The 19,700-nt window shown below is 44.5% G+C and carries 19 protein-coding genes, 4 tRNA genes and 1 rRNA gene; 9 read left to right on the top strand and 15 right to left on the bottom strand.

The features are described from left to right. Nucleotides 1–208: 208 nt before the first annotated feature. The 4 genes from CAN90_RS05410 to CAN90_RS05425 all read left to right on the top strand — a co-directional run bounded on the left by CAN90_RS05410 (nt 209) and on the right by CAN90_RS05425 (nt 712). Nucleotides 209–284: transfer RNA gene (locus CAN90_RS05410), tRNA-Lys, on the top strand. Between the two features lie 67 nt (nt 285–351). Beyond that, a tRNA-Glu gene (locus CAN90_RS05415) sits at nt 352–426 on the top strand. Nucleotides 427–512: 86 nt separating this feature from the next. Further along, nucleotides 513–629, top strand: a 5S ribosomal RNA gene (gene rrf, locus CAN90_RS05420). A gap of 7 nt (nt 630–636) precedes the next feature. Further along, nucleotides 637–712: transfer RNA gene (locus tag CAN90_RS05425), tRNA-Asn, on the top strand. 74 nt (nt 713–786) lie between these two features. Here CAN90_RS05425 and CAN90_RS05430 read toward each other — a convergent pair. Then, nucleotides 787–1,086 carry a DUF3892 domain-containing protein gene (locus CAN90_RS05430; protein WP_085832837.1) on the bottom strand — a complete coding sequence of 100 codons (300 nt, stop codon included), beginning with the start codon at nt 1,084–1,086 and terminating at the stop codon, nt 787–789. A gap of 695 nt (nt 1,087–1,781) precedes the next feature. On the opposite strand from CAN90_RS05430, the gene CAN90_RS05435 reads away from it, so the two are divergent. Both CAN90_RS05435 and CAN90_RS05440 read left to right on the top strand, forming a co-directional pair. Continuing rightward, nucleotides 1,782–3,518, top strand: coding sequence for an ABC transporter ATP-binding protein (locus CAN90_RS05435; protein WP_085832838.1), 1,737 nt, complete (start codon nt 1,782–1,784; stop codon nt 3,516–3,518). Next, a complete protein-coding gene (locus CAN90_RS05440) occupies nt 3,515–5,260 on the top strand; it encodes an ABC transporter ATP-binding protein (protein WP_085832839.1) in 1,746 nt (581 codons plus the stop codon). The genes CAN90_RS05435 and CAN90_RS05440 overlap by 4 nt, the downstream gene beginning before the upstream one ends. A gap of 153 nt (nt 5,261–5,413) precedes the next feature. Here the strand turns inward: CAN90_RS05440 and CAN90_RS05445 are convergent, their stop codons facing one another. Beyond that, nucleotides 5,414–6,370: an ROK family protein gene (locus tag CAN90_RS05445; RefSeq protein ID WP_085832840.1), complete on the bottom strand. Its 957-nt coding sequence runs from the start codon at nt 6,368–6,370 to the stop codon at nt 5,414–5,416. Between the two features lie 254 nt (nt 6,371–6,624). Here CAN90_RS05445 and CAN90_RS05450 point away from each other — a divergent pair, with 254 nt between their 5' ends. Then, on the top strand, nt 6,625–7,278 hold the full coding sequence (locus CAN90_RS05450; protein ID WP_242953584.1) for a sugar transferase: 654 nt from the start codon (nt 6,625–6,627) through the stop codon (nt 7,276–7,278). Between the two features lie 181 nt (nt 7,279–7,459). Then, nucleotides 7,460–7,546 (top strand) — tRNA-Leu (locus tag CAN90_RS05455). A gap of 99 nt (nt 7,547–7,645) precedes the next feature. Here CAN90_RS05455 and CAN90_RS05460 read toward each other — a convergent pair. Then, entirely contained in the window at nt 7,646–8,218 is a 573-nt protein-coding gene (locus CAN90_RS05460; protein WP_085832842.1) for an SOS response-associated peptidase, read from the bottom strand. Nucleotides 8,219–8,241: 23 nt separating this feature from the next. Continuing rightward, nucleotides 8,242–9,486, bottom strand: a complete 1,245-nt coding sequence (locus CAN90_RS05465) for a Y-family DNA polymerase (protein ID WP_085832843.1) — start codon at nt 9,484–9,486, stop codon at nt 8,242–8,244. A 153-nt stretch (nt 9,487–9,639) separates the two neighbouring features. Here CAN90_RS05465 and CAN90_RS05470 point away from each other — a divergent pair, with 153 nt between their 5' ends. Then, the gene (locus CAN90_RS05470; protein WP_085832844.1) at nt 9,640–9,870 is read left to right on the top strand and encodes a hypothetical protein; all 231 of its coding nucleotides are present in this window, start codon (nt 9,640–9,642) and stop codon (nt 9,868–9,870) included. Between the two features lie 42 nt (nt 9,871–9,912). Here the strand turns inward: CAN90_RS05470 and CAN90_RS05475 are convergent, their stop codons facing one another. From CAN90_RS05475 to CAN90_RS05525, 11 genes are all read right to left on the bottom strand, one after another. Further along, nucleotides 9,913–11,598, bottom strand: a complete 1,686-nt coding sequence (locus tag CAN90_RS05475) for a cohesin domain-containing protein (protein ID WP_159450357.1) — start codon at nt 11,596–11,598, stop codon at nt 9,913–9,915. Nucleotides 11,599–11,750: 152 nt separating this feature from the next. Next, complete coding sequence (locus CAN90_RS05480) at nt 11,751–12,194, bottom strand: phage holin family protein (protein ID WP_085832846.1); 444 nt, start codon at nt 12,192–12,194, stop codon at nt 11,751–11,753. A 13-nt stretch (nt 12,195–12,207) separates the two neighbouring features. Next, nucleotides 12,208–13,080: a glycoside hydrolase family 25 protein gene (locus CAN90_RS05485; RefSeq protein WP_085832847.1), complete on the bottom strand. Its 873-nt coding sequence runs from the start codon at nt 13,078–13,080 to the stop codon at nt 12,208–12,210. Then, nucleotides 13,073–13,219, bottom strand: coding sequence for a DUF433 domain-containing protein (locus tag CAN90_RS05490; protein WP_085832848.1), 147 nt, complete (start codon nt 13,217–13,219; stop codon nt 13,073–13,075). Before CAN90_RS05490 ends, CAN90_RS05485 begins: the two co-directional genes overlap by 8 nt. Then, nucleotides 13,219–13,659 carry a hypothetical protein gene (locus CAN90_RS05495; RefSeq protein ID WP_085832849.1) on the bottom strand — a complete coding sequence of 147 codons (441 nt, stop codon included), beginning with the start codon at nt 13,657–13,659 and terminating at the stop codon, nt 13,219–13,221. The genes CAN90_RS05490 and CAN90_RS05495 overlap by 1 nt, the downstream gene beginning before the upstream one ends. A gap of 17 nt (nt 13,660–13,676) precedes the next feature. Beyond that, entirely contained in the window at nt 13,677–14,315 is a 639-nt protein-coding gene (locus CAN90_RS05500) for a hypothetical protein (RefSeq protein WP_085832850.1), read from the bottom strand. Continuing rightward, nucleotides 14,315–14,857, bottom strand: coding sequence for a hypothetical protein (locus CAN90_RS13690; RefSeq protein WP_085832851.1), 543 nt, complete (start codon nt 14,855–14,857; stop codon nt 14,315–14,317). Before CAN90_RS13690 ends, CAN90_RS05500 begins: the two co-directional genes overlap by 1 nt. 3 nt (nt 14,858–14,860) lie before the next feature. Beyond that, nucleotides 14,861–15,262, bottom strand: a complete 402-nt coding sequence (locus CAN90_RS05510) for a hypothetical protein (protein WP_085832852.1) — start codon at nt 15,260–15,262, stop codon at nt 14,861–14,863. After that, nucleotides 15,262–16,992: a hypothetical protein gene (locus CAN90_RS05515; RefSeq protein WP_085832853.1), complete on the bottom strand. Its 1,731-nt coding sequence runs from the start codon at nt 16,990–16,992 to the stop codon at nt 15,262–15,264. The genes CAN90_RS05510 and CAN90_RS05515 overlap by 1 nt, the downstream gene beginning before the upstream one ends. Before the next feature lie 12 nt (nt 16,993–17,004). After that, nucleotides 17,005–17,385, bottom strand: coding sequence for a hypothetical protein (locus CAN90_RS05520; protein ID WP_085832854.1), 381 nt, complete (start codon nt 17,383–17,385; stop codon nt 17,005–17,007). Next, nucleotides 17,385–19,499, bottom strand: a complete 2,115-nt coding sequence (locus CAN90_RS05525) for a phage tail tape measure protein (RefSeq protein WP_085832855.1) — start codon at nt 19,497–19,499, stop codon at nt 17,385–17,387. Before CAN90_RS05525 ends, CAN90_RS05520 begins: the two co-directional genes overlap by 1 nt. Nucleotides 19,500–19,700 lie beyond the last annotated feature (201 nt).

The following is a 19,700-nucleotide window of genomic DNA, read 5'->3' on the forward strand; positions in this document are numbered from 1 at the left end:
TGTAAGTGTAGCAATGCATTTAGCTTGGCAGTACTAATCGGTCGAGGGCTTGACCATATTTCTTGGTTGGGCCTTGCTCAATCGCTTTACTTCTGTTTCTTCTTTATTCAGTTTTCAGTGCCCGTTATAGGGTACAAAAGATTGGCGAAGGGCTGCGAGCGCATCGGCTGCTGAAAAGCGGCAAGAGGTTCAAGTTTTCGCTTGGCAAGCACCATTAGCTCAGTTGGTAGAGCACCTGACTCTTAATCAGGGTGTCCCGGGTTCGAGTCCCTGATGGTGCACCACAAAGAAGTCAGGCGGGGGTCTGAGGCAGATCTCTGGCCTCTGCACCTGACTAAGGCTGAGATATTTGGCCCGTTGGTCAAGCGGTTAAGACACCGGCCTCTCACGCCGGTAACGGGGGTTCGATTCCCCCACGGGTCACCAAAACAATCTTTACAGTAGCCGTATAAAACAGGAAACTGTTTTTACAATATCCGTCAGGAAGGCGAAAACCTCCTCTGCGGTACATAGTTGGTGTCGATGACGGTGAGGGTCCACCTGTTCCCATTCCGAACACAGAAGTTAAGCTCATCAGTGCCGAAGATACTTGGCTGGTAACGGCCCGGAACAATAGGATGATGCCAACACTAATATTCCTCAATAGCTCAGCCGGTAGAGCATGCGGCTGTTAACCGCAGGGTCGTTGGTTCGAGTCCAACTTGGGGAGCCAAAGAAAACCACCAGTAATTACTGGTGGTTTTTTGCATCCTGATTTTTTTATAAAACAGTGTAATACGACAAAAACTATTGCGAAATTGAAGGAAGATTTCCTAAATTGTTGCTTTCCTCTCCATCCGGTAGAGAACGAAGGTATTCGTTCCCTTTTCGAACAGCTACGGCAACACCGCGAATCTCCCCGGCTTTTGCCAGTTCAACTCCTTGTTGCTTGCTAACAATTTGCCCGTTAGAAAGTTGATAGCCTTCAATGCGGCCACTGTGCTTTACCAGCTGGGTAATAGATTGTGCGTCTGGTCTTGGTGTTGGATTTACTGCATTAATATTTGAAGGTAAATTTCCAATCATTTGATTTTCTTGATTATCCATAAGATCACTCCTTGCCATATAGTTTGTCGGAATTTTATTTGATTATTACCTGAAAAAACTTGGAGATTAAAATCATTTAGAGTTAATATTTTTCTAGGCATGAATTATAAAGCATTCAAATTAGGTGTGTTTGTAAGTAAAACGTGTTATAATAACCTCACGCCGCAAAACAAAAGCGAAGCTTTTGGCGGCTGGGAGAGCATTGAATCATCTGCAAAATGGTAAGAAAAACAGTAAAATGTCTCGCGAAAAGCCGAATCTAAATATGATTGAATAACCTCACGCCGCAAAACAAAAGCAAAGCTTTTGGCGGCTGGGAGAGCATTGAATCATCTGTAGAATGGTAATAAAAACCAGTAAAATGTCTCGCGAAAAGCCGAATCTAAATATGATTGGATAACCTCACGCCGCAAAACAAAAGCGAAGCTTTTGGCGGCTGGGAGAGCATTGAATCATCTGCAAAATGGTAAGAAAAACAGTAAAATGTCTCGCGAAAAGCCGAATCTAAATATGATTGGATAACCTCACGTCGCAAAACAAAAGCGAAGCTTTTGGCGGCTGGGAGAGCATGATTTTCTTAGGATGATTTTTCAACTATGAAGAGTGGTTATGGTATTCATTTTTAAAGATTCCATTTTACAATTTATTAGACTTATAATATCATTACAATTACCAAATGAAGGGCCTGATTATTTTTGCGTGAACTAACCAAATACTTAAAATCATATCGAAAACAAGTAATACTCGGTCCTATATTTAAGTTGATAGAGGCTATATTTGAGCTAATTATTCCCATTGTAACAGCGAAAATCATTGACGAAGGTGTGCTAAAAGCAGATGTACCATACGTTTGGAAAATGGGCGGTATCATGCTACTTCTTGGTGTTGTTGGGCTATGTTCCACTTTAGTCTGCCAGAAGATGGCCGCGGAGGCCTCTCAAGGCTTCGGTACTGTTCTGCGTGGAGAATTATTTCGCCATATTAACACGCTCTCATATGCAGAGATAGACCGTTTTGGCACACCATCTTTAATTACACGTTTAACAAACGACGTTAATCAGCTTCAGCTTGCTGTGGCAATGTTGATTCGTCTTGTCGTGCGTGCGCCTTTTCTTGCGATTGGGGCAGTAATTATGGCGATGACAATCGATATTCCTTTAGCGATTATTTTTGTTGTGGCAACACCGCTCATTGGTCTAGCACTATATTTGGTTATGAGTCGTTCTATTCCATTCTTTAAATCTATACAGAAAAAATTAGATGCAATCTCCCGTTTATCGCGCGAAAGTTTGTCTGGAGTTCGGGTCATCCGCGCTTTTTCAAGGCAAGAGCAAGAAACACAGCGCTTTGCCAATGCCGCCGAAGAGCAGGCTGCGGTTGCTGTTCGCGTTGGTAAGCTATCTGCGTTATTAAATCCAGTTACGTTTGCGATTGTCAATTTTTCTATTCTGGCAATTGTATGGTTTGGTGGCTATCGGGTAGACAACGGTGTGGTTTCTCAGGGTCAAATTGTTGCTTTAATTAACTACATGAACCAAACTTTCTTAGCTCTAGTGGTTGTTGCAAATTTGGTTGTTATTTTTACAAAAGCCTCTGCTTCTGCATCTAGGGTCAACGAAGTTCTTCAAACGGAAACCACAGTAAAAGATGTTGCTGGTATAGAAGACATAAACACCATACCTGGAGCACCAAAGGTAGAGTTTCGCAATGTAAACTTTTCCTATCATCATTCAGGTGAATATGCAATTCAAAACTGCAGTATTGCAATAGAATCTGGAGAAACCATAGGAATTATTGGTGGTACAGGCTCTGGTAAATCTACCTTGGTGAATTTGATTCCTCGTTTTTACGACGTTACCGAAGGTCAGATTTTATTAGATGGTGTAGATGTAAGGGATTACCCATTCCAAATCTTACGCAATCGAGTTGGAATTGTACTTCAGCAATCCGAACTGTTTACTGGCACCATCCGCACAAACCTGCAATGGGGAAATGCGGACGCAACAGATGACGAATTGTGGCAGGCACTCAAAACGGCGCAAGCAGAAGATTTTGTAAAGGCCTTGCCAAAGGGACTATCCTCGCCTGTTAGTCAAGGTGGTAAAAACTATTCGGGCGGTCAGCGTCAGCGTTTGGCAATTGCCCGAACGCTCGCAAAAAAACCACAAGTATTAATTCTTGATGATAGCTCCAGTGCATTGGATTTTGCAACAGATGCAGCCTTGCGTCGTGCTTTAAAAAACGAAACAGCCGGTACCACGGTTTTCATTGTTTCGCAGCGCGTAAGCTCGATTCGCCATGCAGACCGAATCATTGTTCTCGATGACGGTGTTGTGGCTGGAATCGGCACTCACGAAGAGCTGGTTCAAAGCTGCCCGGTTTATCAGGAAATCTGCCTGTCGCAGATGAACCGCGAGGAGGTGGCGAAATGAAGCGCACAGTAATTGGTCGTATAGCCGGGTATATGAAACCTTATTTGGGGTATCTCGTAGGTGCATTGCTCTGTGCTATTATTTATATTTCTCTTTCGTTATATGCTCCTATTCTCATCGGCCATGCGGTTGACCAAGTGATAGAACCAGGTAAGGTGGATTTTGCAAGAATGCGGCAAATCCTTCTTTTGCTGGCGGTTACCGTTGTTACAAGTGCGGTATTCCAATGGATTATGACCTATTGCACCAATCAAGCAACCTACCGTACGGTACGTGATTTACGTATAAAAGCATATGAAAAGGTAAACCGCTTACCGTTAAAGTATATTGATGGCCACGCGCATGGCGATTTGGTTAGCCGTGTTGTAAACGATGTGGATCAAGTGTCGGACGGCCTGCTGCAAGGCATTACGCAGTTGTTCACGGGTGTAGTCACCATTGTTGGCACTTTGTTGTTTATGCTCACCATCAGCCCTGTGATTACGCTGGTAGTGGTTTGCATCACTCCGCTTTCTTTGTTTGTGGCTGCCTTTATCGCGAAAATCTCTCGTAGGCGCTTTTTTGACCAGCAGGCATGCCAAGGAGAGCTTAGCGGATTAATTGAAGAAATGGTCAGCGGTATTAAAACGGTTCGCGCATTCCACTATGAGAATCGTGCAGAGAATACGTTCGACGAAATCAATGCAAGGCTTTACGAAGCAGGTGAAAAAGCACAATTTAATTCTTCGCTTTCCAATCCATCCACTCGCTTTGTAAACGGCATTGTGTATACCTCAGTTGCAGTAATTGGTGCAATTTGTGCCATCACCGGAGCTCCTACCCAATTAAGCGTAGGGCAGATTACTAGCTTTTTGGCGTATGCAAACCAATACACCAAACCTTTTAATGAAGTGACCGCTGTGCTCACTCAAATTCAAACGGCATTTGCTTCCGCTCGCCGTTTATTTGAGGTGCTCGATGAAGAGGAAGAGCCAGCGGAGCCTGAAAATGCGCAACAGGTGCAGGGTAGTGACTATTCGGTAACCTTTCATGATGTCAGTTTTTCATACCGCCCGAATACCAAGCTTTTGCAGGAGATTGATATAAATGCGCACGCAGGGCAGAGAATTGCCATTGTAGGCCCCACTGGTTGCGGCAAAACTACGATTATTAATCTAATTATGCGATTTTATGATGTTGATAGTGGGAGTATTCGGATTAATGATACCGATATCCGCCAGATTACCCGCAGCAGCCTGCGTTCTTTATTTGGTATGGTATTGCAGGATACATGGCTGTTCTCCGGTACGATTCGTGAAAATATTGCCTACGGAAAACCAGACGCTACAATGGAAGAAGTGGCAGCAGCTGCAAAAGCGGCGCTGGCGCATTCCTTTATTACTCGCTTGCCCAATGGCTACGATACAATGATATCAGAGGATGGGGGAAATCTGTCACAAGGGCAGCGGCAATTGCTTTGTATTGCCCGGGTGATGCTCGTTGACCCTCCAATGCTGATACTCGATGAAGCAACCAGCAGCATTGACACTCGCACAGAGCTATTGGTTCAAAAGGCGTTCCAGCGGATGATGGAAGGGCGCACCAGCTTTGTGGTAGCTCACCGCCTTTCTACCATACAGGGAGCAGACTCAATTTTGGTTATGAATGCTGGCAAAATAATCGAGCAGGGAACACACGAGGAGCTGCTTGCGAAAAAAGGTTTTTATGCTGATTTATATAACAGTCAGTTTGCAGCGAGCTAATTCACACCTTTTGTTTTTAGTTTGAACGAACCCATAGTTTATATGAATTGTAATTCGATTTGTTAACAGAAAAGAAAAATGCGTCCGAACTCGGTATGTTTCGAGTTCAGGACGCATCGTTTATTCTATATAGCTTTATGTAAGGATAGAAAGTTATTTTCCACAAAGCTCCGCACCGGATAGCGCTGCACCGATGATGCCTGCATCGTTGCCTAATTGAGCGGTAACCAGCTTTGTTTTAAGCGGAGAATTGGTTACATATTGCTCTTTTTCCACAATTACCCTTGTGGGTGTAAGCAAAGCGTCTCCCTCATGGCTGATTCCCCCGCCAATACAAATCGTATCTGGCTGTAAGCTGTTGATGATATTAATTAACCCACAGCTCAAGTCTCTAACATAAACTTCCACTATCTTTGTGCCGAGCACATCTCCCTTACGCATGGCATCGAATGCGCTTCTGCCTGAAATTTGGTTTAAATCGTCATTAACCATTTGCCAAAGTATGCTCTCATGGGTGGAATCCTGCTCCATAAGCTCACGTGTTGTAAGTATTAGCCCCGTGGCGGAAGCATACTTTTCCCAACAGCCTCGTCTGCCGCAGTTGCAGGCGCGACCGTCGCGTTCAATCACCATATGGCCCATTTCGCCAGCAGCTCCGTTTTGCCCGGCATAGATACTACCGTCCAATATCAAGCCACTCCCAACACCAGTTCCAAGGGTAATGGCAACTGCATTATGTGCGCCCTTAAGTGCTCCTGCCTTAAACTCTCCCCATGCGGCGGCATTCGCGTCATTATCTACACCTACGGGTAAATGAAGACGGCGTTCTAATTCCTCCCGAATGGGAAAATGACGAAACGGTAAGTTCGGTGTAAGCTCCACTACACCGGTGTTACGATTCACCGAGCCAGGACAGCCGATTCCCACTGATTGTACTTGTTCGACCCCTGCACAAGCCATTTGGGCAGCCACAGCAATTCGGTCGCACAGCTCCTGTGGTGAGCAAGGAGCACCGGTGGGCATAGACTGTTTGGATAAAAGCTTACCGTTATGATCAATAACACCAGTCGCAATGTTCGTACCGCCCAAATCAATGCCAAGATAATACATCGGAAAACCCCGTTTCTATCGTTATAATATAGAAAATATACTATTCTTTTTTCTATAACAATTATATCATTGACTAACAGTTTCGTAAATTGTTTCGTTATCGTCGACAAAAAGAAAAAGGATTTGACAAATGTTATTTCTTTGGGTACAGTTTAAAAAGAGAAAATTCTGCCATAATGATAGGTAGAAGCTTCCACGCAAAGTTTTTAAGGAAAATGGTGAAAAGTGTGCTATATCAGGAGTTACCCCAGTGGATGCAACAGGAAGAAATCAAACCGTATATTGAGCTGCTAAACAAACAAAAGACCTCGTTGTTTTTTAAGCGAGTGTTTGATATTGTGGTAGCGGCGTTAATTTTATTGGTTTTATCGCCGTTCTTTTTGCTGTTAGCAGTGGCAATTAAAATTGATTCCAAGGGTCCGGTTTTTTTTAGACAAGTAAGGGTGGGGCAAAACGGGCAAGATTTTCGTATTTATAAGTTTCGCTCTATGGTGCAGGATGCCGATAAAAAGGGCTTGGCTCTTACCACAGAAGGGGATTCACGAATCACGCGAGTGGGCAAGTTGATTCGAAAGTGCCGTTTGGATGAGTTCTCGCAGGTTTTAAATGTGCTGGATGGTACCATGAGCCTTGTGGGACCAAGGCCAGAGGTACGTAAGTATGTAGATGCCTACAAGCCCGAGTATTTGGCAACCCTTTTGGTGCGCCCGGGCGTAACCGCAACGGCGAGTATCCATTTTAAGGATGAGGATGAGCTGCTTAATTCTGGTGGTGACCCGGAAGAAATTTATATTAATGACATTCTGCCGGAAAAAATGCGTTATAACCTAGAATATCTCAATCGTATCTCAGTATGGCAAGATTTTAAGATTATGCTTCAAACGGTAGTCGCAGTTTTTAAACACTAATATTTTGTGCAAATTCTCCCATATAGCAGTAAATTTGCATTGATTTTACGAGCCGGTTGTGCTATAATATCTTCACGCCGTTTTTTATGTATATTTTTACGTGGAATATTGCATAGATACTCCGGCTCTTAATTGCTTTTTGAGTGTATGAATCACAGTTTATGCAATGTAATCGTTATTTGCTGGTGTGGCGAAATCGGCAGACGCAAGGGACTTAAAATCCCTCGGTGGCAACACCGTACCGGTTCAAGTCCGGTCACCAGCACCATTCTTAAACGTACAGATTTATGATTTGTTTGTAATTCTGAACGCAAAAATCCCCCGGCTGTGATAGCTGGGGGATTTTATTTTATACCTGGCTGAGAAGTTATGCCAACCGCTTTACCAACTTCGGCCTGTCGGTTTGCAATATATCTAAAGCATTTTGATAGCTTTCAAGCCACTGTTCCATCTCTGGGCGCTTTAGTACAACCGGCATTCGATTGTGTATATCTACTATGGATTGATTAGCTGCTGTCGTTAATATAGTAAACCGACGTTCTCCATTAAAATCATTATAAAGACCAGCCATATATAGAGCATCTTCTTCAGGTAGGTTAAACTGATACTTTATTTTTGTGTCACCTGAATGCGACCATTCAAAAAAGCCACAAGAAGGTATAATGCAGCGTTTCGTTTCTAAGCTACGCCGAAACATTGGCTTTTCAGGTGCAGTTTCTGCTCGGGCGTTAATTACAGTACCTTTATTGTGAAAATTAGGAAAGCCCCACTTTACAGCTTCAGGCATTATTTTTCCATCTTCTTGTATTAAAACTGGTACTTTGTTGGTAGGAAAAATTTCGCCTGTTTTTATTTCTTGATGTTTTCTCTGAACTTCTTCAATAATTTCTCTAATTTCGGCCATCTCGGGATCACTGAACAAAACGTATCTTCCACACATATAACTCACCTCTTACTTATCTTTTACAAAGGCCCCCGAAATAAACTTACGGGATGTATCGTATGGTCACGTTTAGGGTCAAAACCTGACAGTTCTGCGTCTTTTAATAATATCGCGGGGCGTACTGCATTTGTCCCGAAGCGTTTTTTCAGGCCATCCATGGCAATATCTAATTGTTCCATTCGCAGTTGCTCTTTTCCTGCTCCAAATAAATCCAGCTGTAAAGGAGCAGAGTCACTTACCAAATCAGAAATGCCAATTCCAAGGCTGCGAATAGGATGCTGCCAATCATAATGTTTTAAAAATAATTCCATACCAACCTGCACTATTTCAGTGGTAATGTTAGTGTAATTGGCTAAGGCGTGTTGCCGTGTAAAACCGGACAGCTGATTATCTCGGACGCTGATACTGATTGTCCGCCCTTTACAGCCATGTTCTCGGAGTCGCCGGGCAACGCTGTCTGCCAATATGTACAGGATGATTTTCACATCTTCGTTGTCGATTAAATCACGTGGCGTAGTGGTGCTATTGCCAATACTTTTCACGACATCTCTGTCTTCATAACGTGAGACTGGTGAAATATCAAACCCATTTGCAAAGGCATACAGCACGCTGCCCCATTTTCCAAACCATCCTCTCAAAGTCTTTTCAGGAGTAACGGCTAAGTCACCTATTGTATGCTTACAATAAGATTCTAATTTTCTCTGCGTAGCCCTCCCAACATACAACAAATCACCCACGGGCAAAGGCCAAGCCATCTCCTGATAATTTGTTCGACTGATTTCGGTAACTGCGTCAGGCTTTTTATAATCGCTTCCCAGTTTGGCAAATATTTTGTTGTAAGATACTCCGATACTCACGGTAATTCCTAACTCAAATTTAATTCTTTCGCGAATTTTGTGAGCAATATTCACACCGTTCGCGCCGGCGGCCGTGACATCGAGCCAACACTCATCTAGCCCGAAAGGTTCCACCTGATCTGTATAGTCGAGATAAATCTCATGACACAGGTGTGAGAAGCGCTGATACAACTCAAAGCGAGGTGGCACAATCACCAGTTCAGGACACTTCTGCCGAGCTTGCCAAAGCGCCTCGCCAGTTTTTATCTGATACCTTTTGGCAAGCTCATTTTTTGCAAGGATAATGCCATGCCGCTGCTCAACGTCGCCGCCCACTGCCACCGGCTTATCCCGTATCTCCGGGAGATGCAGGCATTCGACACTGGCATAAAAGCTATTGCAATCTGAGTGCAATATTATCCGATCCACATTTCCACCTCCGAATGCTTGTTCTAGTGTATGCTTCTATATATTAGAACATGCGTTCGAAAACATCAATGGAAATATAATGTAAAATAGACTATAAAGAAGCTTGCTATTTATAATTATAGGTATATAATCTAACTTATGCGAGGTGATAAGATGGATTTGCCAGGTCTGCTGTATTTTCAAAACGGTGGTGTTTTCAAAGGTAGTAAAGGTAATATACGGTATATTATTAAACCTATTGACGAAAAACTACTAGTACAAACGTGGCAAGGGCCTTATTGCTATGAAAAGTCAGAAATGGAAGATGAATCTCAATTTGAGCTAAACGATAACGGTAGAGGTGCAATGCTAGAGTGGCTAACGGAAAAGCTGCAAAGTATATAAAAAATCCCACCCTGTATTATAATACAAGGCGGGATTTTTCACTTAGTTAAACGGATAATTGCTATTATCTAGAATAGACTGTGTAATTGCCGTCAAATCCTTATCATCTATTACACCGTCAGGAATAACATCCGTATCAAACCGTGTGGTATCGGTTTGGTCTGCTTGCAACCCGTAATAATAGGCGTCAATACCTAAGTCTAAAAGAGTGTATTCTCCAGTGCGGTTGACATCCTTATTGGCCTCAACTTCAATAGTATCTTCACCGCAATTTTCCTCTGCAACATCCATTTCCAGAACGTCGTTATCGGCGATTCGTCCCTTCGTAATATCTACTTTTCCGATTCCCACAGACTTTGCTCTAAACGTGAGCTCAATCAAATCTTTGTCTCCGGTCGCACCGCTATCTTTTCCTAAGTGCGCGACAATGAATCTCACAGAGCCGGGAGTGGAAGTATCCTCTTTATAGATTTTTAAACCATCCTTAGCAGAGGCTCCTAGATACTCAAATCGTTCCGCATCATAGTCGATTTTAATATCCTCTGCGTAGATGTTGCTGACGTTGTGGATAGCAACGGTTGTGCTGAAACGATTGCCTACTTTTACTTTGTTGGGGGAGGCGGTGACGGTGAGTGTGGGGATAAATTCGTTATTATGCAAAGTGTAAATTTCAGGGAAATCAGAATATCCTTTAAATACGAATAAAGAATTTGATACATAGTGAACTTGAACATCGGTACTTCTTGTATACTTTAAAGAAGGTAGGGAATCCCATTTGTTTTCATTTATATTATATTTTTCTACCGTATTTAGATATTCAAAAGACGCACTGCTAACACCGGTTTTTCCTCCAATTACATATATTTCATTATTAGCGACTATCGTATTGACATCAAATTTTTTCTCTTTCATACTTGCTAGCGTTGACCATTTATTAGAAATTGGGTCATAAGCTTCCATCACGTTCCTATTTATGTGGTCTGGACCGTCCATTCCACCTATAACATATATTATCCCATTAATTGCCGCGGTATTAAACTTCTCTCTATAAGTTCGGGCAGACGCTTTGCTTGTCCAAACATCAGATAAAGGGTCGTATTCTAAGACAACTATATTTTTATTAGTTCTTCCAATGATAGCATATAACCTTCCATTAACCACTTCTATTTTGTCGTAATTATATATTGGTGTGGGTAGCGAAGCTTTGCTCTCCCAGGTATCTTTTTGAGGGTCATATACAGCAAATAAGGATTCATTTGATGTATATATTTTTCCATCCATTACAATCGCTTTTGAATTTGCTGATGATTTAAATGGGAGAGAGGCCTTAGTCTCCCATGAGTCGGATGCAAAGTCGTATGCCAATAAGACATCTCCATTTGGATAACCGCCTACCAGGTATGCCTTATTGTTCAATGAAACAGTGTCAAAGTCTAAACGCGAAATAGGCATATTTGCCTTTTCGTGCCACTGATTCGTGGAAAAATCGTACATCTCTGTTTTATTATAATCAGTACTAGTGGTTATTGTTTTGCCACCAAAATAATAAATATATCCATTATGGGTTACTGAATTTACATGATTATATGCGGAACCATTATAAAGATTTTGCGGTTTAGATTTCACTTTCCAGTTTTGCGGTTCCTCCGCAAACGCAAATGGCATAATGGATGACATTAGTGTTAATATCAGCAAAAACACTAAGCCTCTTTTCATATTTAATTTCATTTTAATTTCTCCATTCTTTTCATAGAGCATTAATGCTTTTAGTTAAATATAAACAATTGTTCTATATTAATATCGGTCTGTATTGTCGATAATTTAGCATAAAATAAGAATCCCCCGCCAAGAAGAAATCTTCTAGCGGGGGATAGCCACATCTATTCGGTTTTTTCCGCTTTGCTTTTAATCGCCGCAAAAGCATCTTTCACCTGCTTCGGCATCGGTACACCCATGATGCCAAAGTTTTCTATGATGCTGAATCCCTCATTTGCGATAAAGAACAGAATCACGGCTGTGCGCAGATACCCGCCGGTATTGGCTACGGTATCGAGCTGCACTGCGACATAAACAATCAGCAGTACACTAAATTTTCGGAGTAGCCCCTTAAGGCTGGCGTTGCTCTCGAACGTACCGTCCGCGGTCTTTTGGCTTTTGTGCCAAACCAAAGCAATCAGGATACCTAGTAGGTAATCTACGGCCATAATACCAATTAAAAATTGCAGACTATCGTCCCAGCCGCCCAGAGCAGATAAAATAGCGGCGCCGGCCGCGGAAATTGCGGTCAGCGCCGAAAAGTACATAGATTTTGCAGATAGAAGCATTATGTTATCCCCCTCAAACTACATTAAAATTGCACTGCTGCGTCACTCTGTTAGCAGTTACTTTGATATGAGCGTGTCTTGCAACCGGCTCCGGAGGCAAGCCCTGTACATCAATCAGCCAGCCTCGGCCTTTGGAATCCTTGTACGGCTCGGATACTGCAATTACATCTCGCCCAGTTGTGGCAACGGCAGGCTTATCCTTGCACTTTGCAAGCAGCGTGTATTTGTCCCCGGCTGCCATGTCTTTGCTGCTAGTGTCGAGCGTTAGGCCGGTAATAGTTGGAGCAGGGGCAGTAAAATCTTTGTAGCAGTAATTGAGGTCTACCTTTTTGCTGATACCCGGTAGGGTACCGGTACTGCTGTATTGCCACATATCGTACTTACCTGCGTAAGTTACTTTGCTGTTATACTGCGCCAGCCAGAACGTCCAATTGGAGAGCTGCGCCATGTCGAGTCGGTTAACCGCCCAATCCTTATTCGCGTACACCCCAGCAGTAAAACCAGCAGCGGTTAGGCGCTCGCAGAAGATACGGCAAATATCGGTTGCCATCTGCTTACTAATCCCACCGCGCTTTGCTTTGTAGCCGTCGGCATCTTCCATATCAATGTACACCGGGTATGTGGGCTTTAAACCCTTAAGTAAGCGCAAGGCATGTGCTGCCTCGCTCTCTGCATCCGTAATTGACATAGCGTAGCTGTACAGATATGTACCCCACGGGATGCCCAGCCGGTTACATTCGGATATATTACGCGCCCATTGCTTGTCGTCTTGGCTGGGTATATCACTGCCAATTCCGCAGCGCAGGATGGCAAAATCAATGTTACCCTTGAGTTTGTCCCAATCAATGCGTCCGTTGGCGTTGCTCACGTCGATACCTTTAAGCATTTATGTTCAACTCCTTTTCCACTTGGGCTACATCCTCCGCGGTCATGCGGGGGTACTCCTTAATAATCTCCTCAAAAGTTTCCCCACTTGCTTTTCTGCGTGCAATTACTTGGCAAACAATTTTAAGCAGAATATTCATTATGCCTCACCTCCGAACGCCAAAGCAGCAATAGCGGCTTGCATATCGGCAATCTCGGCCGCCTGCGTTGCTTGCTGCACTTCTGTGTAAGTAAGTTGCGCCAGAGTGACACAGAGTCTTTCTTCGGTAACGGCTGGGGTACTTGCCGTGGCTTTGGTTACGACAATAGGTTTAAGTGTTAACGCAGTGCGTAGTACGTAATGGTCATAAACCTCCTGCATCTTCTTATCACCATCCTGCGTGACAATGGTCAGGCGGTCGGTTTTGCTAGCTTCTGAGGTTAAGGCATCTAAAGCATCTAAAGCATCAAAAGAAATTGTATCTTTAGCAATCTGGATTTCAAGGCTGTCCCGCTGCGCTCCTTGATGGTAACCACCATTTGCGTTAATATTAGCGACGTTAATGGTTGTTTCGTCTGCGAAAATAATTTGCTGTGTCATTTTATCTCCTCCTTAAATTAATCTTGGTATATAGGCAAACTACCTGTTGTGCCGTTAATTCGTTCATTCAAAAAATAAAGTGCTGGGCATTTAAAGTAAAAACTGGAGCCGTGTGAGCTTGTCGATGTAAGAGTGGCACTAATGAAAATGGAAATGTATCTAGCGTCATACTTATCAGCATTTGGACTTTTTAATACAAAATTCTTATCAAAGCTTGCGCGAGTTATAATCTGATTATTGTTCCAGTATGGAAGCCCAGTAGGTTGATAGCTTGAATAAACCAATCCCATAGATGATTCAGCATAATATTTTTCAACTGTACAACTATTAAAGCTAAATAAATCTATAAGCTTTGTAATAGTTATACCTGTCTCAAGTGTGAAATCCACAGCACACTGAAAAGCAATTATACTGTTTTTATTGGATTGAGATACACTCATTACTAAATTTCCATAATCATCTACATATAGATTCCAATCGTTCTGCACCGTACGCCAACTAATTGTATAACCTACTCCGCTAGTGAAAATCTTTCTATTCACACTCCCACTTGCTACCCACAGCTCTTTCTGTTTTCGGTTCACACTACCTTGGGGCAGCCACAACTCCTTTTGCTTACGGTTCACACCACCGCTTGGTAGCCACAACTCCGGCATCAGTACACACCCCATATTTTACCGTCACCAATGTAAGACGACGGAGCAGAGGTGGATACAGTGAGAGCACTGGTAACGGAGGTGGTATTTGTGGATGAACCAGTAATACTCGCAGGTAATACTCCGCTTGCATCGAGCTTAAGCAGCTTGTTTGCATTAGCGGTAGTCACTACATCGGTTGTAGGCACAGCACTCACGTCCGCAGCGGTCAGTGTGATGTCTGCACTAAGTGCTTTGTTATTGATTTTCCGGGTGTTGGGGACGGAGGCGTTCCACTTTGTACGCTCGGCAGCGGTGATGTGAGCGGTGGTGTCGGAGGTATGAGTGGCGAGGGTTTCCGCACTGGCTGTAACCTCAAATCCGTCTGCAATACGCCCCTCTAAATCATTCATTTCAGTTTCGTCAAAAGCGTTTCCAATTTCTGTAACATTACCCTCGGCGCGCATCACGTCATAAGTGTTTTCTATTCCCGTAGTTTCAAATCGGCGGCGGTTCGGAAATTCTGACAATCTGTTTTTCCAGACTTTTATTTGATATGTCATATTTTAAATCACTCCAATCGTTTGCCCAGCGTAGGGTTCACCGGCATACATAATTGCTTGCTTATTATCATCATATAAAGCGTATAGGTCATGCAAGATTTGTTCTATGTTGTTTGCTTTGTGAAATTCGTTCACAGGATTTTGGGGAGTTGAAGGCGTTGTCTGGTATACAAAATAAGCAGTACGCAGGTTGTTTAGGTTTGAGAGGATTCTTTCAAATTCACCCGGCGTGGGGAAATCTGTGCGATTCCATGCGCGGGTGTTAATCGCCACACCAAAGATGCCTGCCAGATATGCACAGTTCTGTTCAATACGATTCAGGTCGACGGCGTTGTAATAGCCCTTCGGAGTCTGATTATTTATGTCACTTTGCGTTCGGTCGTAAACCGGTTCAATCCACGTCATCACAGCACCCCCGTATTCTGCCCGGCATAAAGCTCACCGGCGTAGTAGGCCAATACAATATCAACGCCATTACCGATTAACGTAGCGTTTGCCACAAAGCCCCCGGTCAGGTCAATATCCATCTTTTCAATGGTATCCATCGTGTAGCCAGTGCCGTCAGCGTGCTGCAGCGCAACCTTTTCGCCGGCGCGTTCCTGGTCGAGGATAAACGGTAAGCTGGTTTGGTAGCGGAGCTGATAATATTCGTAAAGCCGCTGGGCGATTGCTGGAGCGTTCGAGGCGGAAATCAGCGTAGCGGATTCAAACTTGATGGTGTTTCGCGCCGCGCCCGCTGGAAGCTTCTCAGCGGCTCGCAGGTATGTTACAGGGTGGTCTTCGTACTTTTTTCCCGTAAGGGTAACTTCACCGTCGACATCAACCGATACGACCACATAATTGGTGTGCTGCTCGGCGATGGTTCCGCCGGTAATGGCCAGCTCTGCACATGCTGCATCAAACTGGATTTCATGTTGGCCGGTTGCAAGTGTGCCTTGAAATATCTGCTCCGCATCGGATTTGAGTACATAATTATGCGCTGTGAGTGACACGTCCGAGATGTAGGACAGCAACTTGACGTTACCGCCGGAAAACTTTCGGGAACGAGGGATAAGGTGGTTGTAAGTTGGCGGCTGGGAGTAAATGCGTATTGTGCTGCCCCTGCTGTCGTCCACGATAGCTCCGGCGGCGAATGCGACCTGCTGCAAAGCGGTTCGGTGAGTACTGATAGCCAGCCAACCGGAGAGGGGAGTGCTGCGTATTGCGTCCTCGACGGTGTAATCTATCCAGCCTGCTGATGCCATGATCGCATTGATGATATTTTCAGCAGGCTCGTTCACATAGATTTTCCCAAGTTTAAAATCGGTCTTATCCAGTTCACCTACGCTCGCATTTGCCGTAAACTGCCCGGTTGACGCATCTGCACTTTGCCACGTTGCTAACCGAAACGTACCCATTTGTACGGGACCAGAATCCAAGAAATGACGAATGTGCACTTGCTGCCCTTGCTGGAACAGTTTAAATACCCCCTGTGGATTCATGAGGTTGAAATCATCGGTGGGGCTGTGAAGCGTGAAATTTGCCATGTTGATGGACAGGGTATTGGAAATTAAATCGACTTCCTCTGTGATTTTTGCGCTGACAACATCGGTATCTGAATAAGTAAGAAAGGTGCCATAATTGATGGCATGCAGCTTGATATACCGGTAAGGCTCCGCAGTACGTTTAAAGGTAATAACGAGCTTCCCAAAATTTTCGACCGGGCACTCGCAAAAGTAGTCCAAGGCATCCGGTTGAAAATCCTTGCTGATAATAAGCACGCCGCCAAGGGTGAGCCATTGAATATTAACTAAGGCAGGGAAGTCGGGCAGAAAATGAAGCGTCAATCCTGCGCTAGTGTGTTGTTCGGTGAAAGAGATTTCTAACTTCGGCGGTTCTGCGAAGACACCATCTGCATCGGATATGCTCTGGCTCCAATAACTGAAATCCATACCGGCAGGAGAGTCAGGGAACAACGGTTTGCTGCCGTCCAACAAAAAGAAGTTTTCTTCCAAGGTTGCATAATCCGGTACGGTCAGATCGTCACGCTTCAGCTGTTCGGTATCCGCAAATGGCTGTATATCCGACGCCGCCGGGGAACTGTCTTCTCTCGCTGTAACATCAATTAGGTCTAGCGTAATTTCGGTATATTCCAAGCAATCACATCCTTAAGAGGGTCTCCGTGCCGGCGCCTTGGCGGTGAAATTTACAGTGAGGTTCTTCCAATAATTTTCACTGCCTTGCTGTGTTAGCATTTCGTCTCCAACGTTGGCAAAGTATGCAGTAAAGGTGTAGTTCCCTGATTCGTCTGGGACGGTCACAATGTGGAATTCTACTGGTTCAGTAAGTTTATCCCACAGCTTTTGATATACCTTTTTTTCGACGGCGGTGCTACGAGCCAGTTTTAACTGGTAGTTAAAATAAACTCCTATCAGCTTGCGCTGCAGGTTGCCGTCCTCTGTACGCTTTGCATACTTATCTAAAAACTCGGCAGTGCGCTTTAGACTGACAATAGGAATATCAAATTTTACTCCGTCGATTATAATCATTAGCGACCGCCTCCTGTTGCAAATGCTGGGCCTACTCGGCTGCTTTCCTGTTCAATTTCAAATTTCATCCACTTGACCAGCCCTGCGTTATCTCCTGAAGCAATAATATTAACTTGTGGCTGAATATTGAGCTTGTCAATTTCACTCGCTACGATGCTGCGAATCAAGTCTGCTGGGGCTTCGATATTTGTACCGCTGCGCTGGTCACCGAGGATGGCAGCGAACTCTGCACGCGGGGGAATGACGGCACCGGTAGCAAGACGAGGAATGGCTACTTTGCCGACTGTTGGAATATTAAAGCCAAACTTAATGCCGCCGATTTTGGGTATTTCTTTCGGGACATCAATATGGATAGAGTTAAGCGCCTCAATAATTTTGTTGACTCCACCAATAAAGGAGTTTACAAAACCCTCCACCATACCGATCATAGCGTTTATGGAACCTTTAAAACCATTTTCGATTGGCTCAATTACATGCTCAGAAAACCACTTTGAAACATTCTGCCATACTCCGGAAATTGACTTCCAAGCGTTCCCTGCTGCAGTGGATATTCCTGTCCACAAGCCAATAAAAAACTTGCTGATGGGCTGTACGACGTTGGTATTAAACCATCCGCCTGCAAAAGCCCACGCGTTTTTAATCCAGTCCCATGCGGCAGCACCTGCGGCTTTGACCTGGTCCCAGTGAGTAATCAGCAGGTATACGATGGCAATTAGCGCTGCGATAGCTGCCACGACAAGTGTGATGGGTGAGGTAAGCACAGCCAGTGCGGCGTTTAAGAGCCACGTCGCTGCCGTAGCGGCAACAGTAGCCGCTTGAGATGCCCATGTCGCAATAGTGTCGGCCGCTTTTGCAGCAGTTGTAATGACCCACTCAGCAGCCTGTTTCACCAGTGCACCGGTGGTATTAACAAGACTTACTAAAAATTCTTTTGCATACAGCCCTGCAAGATAGATGGTTTCTATCTTATCAGCTACCTTAGCACCCGTGACAGCCCACAAGCCTTCTTTCATCTTTCCGAGGATTCCGACCATGCCGCCAGCGTTCGTGACAAACGCTAATAGATCTGCCACCTTCCACGCGGCGAAAAACAGTCCAACTGTTACAGTCATGTCTTGCACGAGTCCCTGATTTTTCTTAATCCAATCAGATACTCCCAGTAAAGCATTTTTTATATCAGTCAGTACCGTAACTATAAAGCCGCCTGTCCAAGCGGCCAGAGGCTTTAAAAAATTGTCAAACAACCATAGAGCTCCGGGTTTTAAGGCATCAATAACGGCGCTGAGTACCTCTACTGCACCAGCCAGTATACCTAAAAAGGCAGGTAATACGTCCTCGATAGTCCATTTTGCAAGAGGCACAAAAATATTTATATATGCCCATTCCAATCCTGAAAAAAGAGTTTTTCCCAAAGGTTTTACGGCGTCCGCAAGGCCACTAAGTGCTTTTTTAAGGTTAGTAAAGTCAATTGCTTGCAAAGGGGTGAAGATACGTTTTAGTTCATCTACCGCAGCCTGTACCGCTGGACTGATAGTAACACCAGCACCAATCTCCTGACCTCCGATGGGATCTATTGCTGCACCACCGGAAACGTCGGGGGTAGAAGCATCTGCTGACGAGCTGCCAGAAGCCGTATCCTGCTGCAAAACATTTAATTCATCAAATCCCGCAAGCGCCCCATCCGCGGCCTTGCCAGCCTTTTTGGTTGCGTCTGCCAGTTTGTTTTGAGCCTTGGCGGCATCATTGGACGATGTGGCTATGTTGGATGCGGTATTAGCTACAGATTGCTGCTGTGATGCCTGACGGCCAAACAGTGCAGTTGTAACTTGGGCAAAGAGATTCGCCACACGGGTGAGGGCTGAGATGATAGCGTTCAGACCGGGGAGCACCGCGCTAGCTATCGGGATTAAGGCTTTGCCGACCGCGACTTTCAGGTTGTTGAAATTAAATCCCAGCTGCTGAACTTGCCCGGAATAAGTACCGGTAAGCTTAGCGGCGTCGCCTACCTGAAAGCGGGTTTCTTCCATGATACCGAGATATTCCGCTTGGATTTTCTGCTGTTTTGTAAGGTTGTTGGTAGTTACGCCGATACTCTTGGCGTAGTCCTCCCACATCTTAGCGACGTTTTTTGTTACACCTGCATTGTCGACCAGAATTGAGTTCTCGTTTTTCAGCCCTTCCGTTGCGGTCGAAACTGCATCGCCGAGGGAATAGCTGGCCTGCCGTCCGAATGCAGCGGAATCCTTTAATGCCTGTAAGGTGTCCTGAATCTGCGGGTCGGTGTAACCGCGGGACGCCAGATTTTTGTACGCTGT

Source organism: Clostridium merdae, from assembly GCF_900176635.1.
In the GTDB taxonomy this organism is placed as follows: domain Bacteria; phylum Bacillota; class Clostridia; order Oscillospirales; family Acutalibacteraceae; genus Faecalispora; species Faecalispora merdae.

Excerpts from the sequence above, each read along its gene's own strand:
- CAN90_RS05430 (WP_085832837.1), bottom strand. The coding sequence starts at position 1,086 with ATGGATAATCAAGAAAATCAAATGATTGGAAATTTACCTTCAAATATT.
- CAN90_RS05440 (WP_085832839.1), top strand. The coding sequence starts at position 3,515 with ATGAAGCGCACAGTAATTGGTCGTATAGCCGGGTATATGAAACCTTAT.
- CAN90_RS05445 (WP_085832840.1), bottom strand. The coding sequence starts at position 6,370 with ATGTATTATCTTGGCATTGATTTGGGCGGTACGAACATTGCGACTGGT.
- CAN90_RS05450 (WP_242953584.1), top strand. The coding sequence starts at position 6,625 with ATGCAACAGGAAGAAATCAAACCGTATATTGAGCTGCTAAACAAACAA.
- CAN90_RS05460 (WP_085832842.1), bottom strand. The coding sequence starts at position 8,218 with ATGTGTGGAAGATACGTTTTGTTCAGTGATCCCGAGATGGCCGAAATT.
- CAN90_RS05470 (WP_085832844.1), top strand. The coding sequence starts at position 9,640 with ATGGATTTGCCAGGTCTGCTGTATTTTCAAAACGGTGGTGTTTTCAAA.
- CAN90_RS05475 (WP_159450357.1), bottom strand. The coding sequence starts at position 11,598 with ATGAAATTAAATATGAAAAGAGGCTTAGTGTTTTTGCTGATATTAACA.
- CAN90_RS05480 (WP_085832846.1), bottom strand. The coding sequence starts at position 12,194 with ATGCTTCTATCTGCAAAATCTATGTACTTTTCGGCGCTGACCGCAATT.
- CAN90_RS05485 (WP_085832847.1), bottom strand. The coding sequence starts at position 13,080 with ATGCTTAAAGGTATCGACGTGAGCAACGCCAACGGACGCATTGATTGG.
- CAN90_RS05490 (WP_085832848.1), bottom strand. The coding sequence starts at position 13,219 with ATGAATATTCTGCTTAAAATTGTTTGCCAAGTAATTGCACGCAGAAAA.
- CAN90_RS05495 (WP_085832849.1), bottom strand. The coding sequence starts at position 13,659 with ATGACACAGCAAATTATTTTCGCAGACGAAACAACCATTAACGTCGCT.
- CAN90_RS05500 (WP_085832850.1), bottom strand. The coding sequence starts at position 14,315 with ATGCCGGAGTTGTGGCTACCAAGCGGTGGTGTGAACCGTAAGCAAAAG.
- CAN90_RS13690 (WP_085832851.1), bottom strand. The coding sequence starts at position 14,857 with ATGACATATCAAATAAAAGTCTGGAAAAACAGATTGTCAGAATTTCCG.
- CAN90_RS05510 (WP_085832852.1), bottom strand. The coding sequence starts at position 15,262 with ATGACGTGGATTGAACCGGTTTACGACCGAACGCAAAGTGACATAAAT.
- CAN90_RS05520 (WP_085832854.1), bottom strand. The coding sequence starts at position 17,385 with ATGATTATAATCGACGGAGTAAAATTTGATATTCCTATTGTCAGTCTA.
- CAN90_RS05525 (WP_085832855.1), bottom strand. The coding sequence starts at position 19,499 with ATGTGGGAGGACTACGCCAAGAGTATCGGCGTAACTACCAACAACCTT.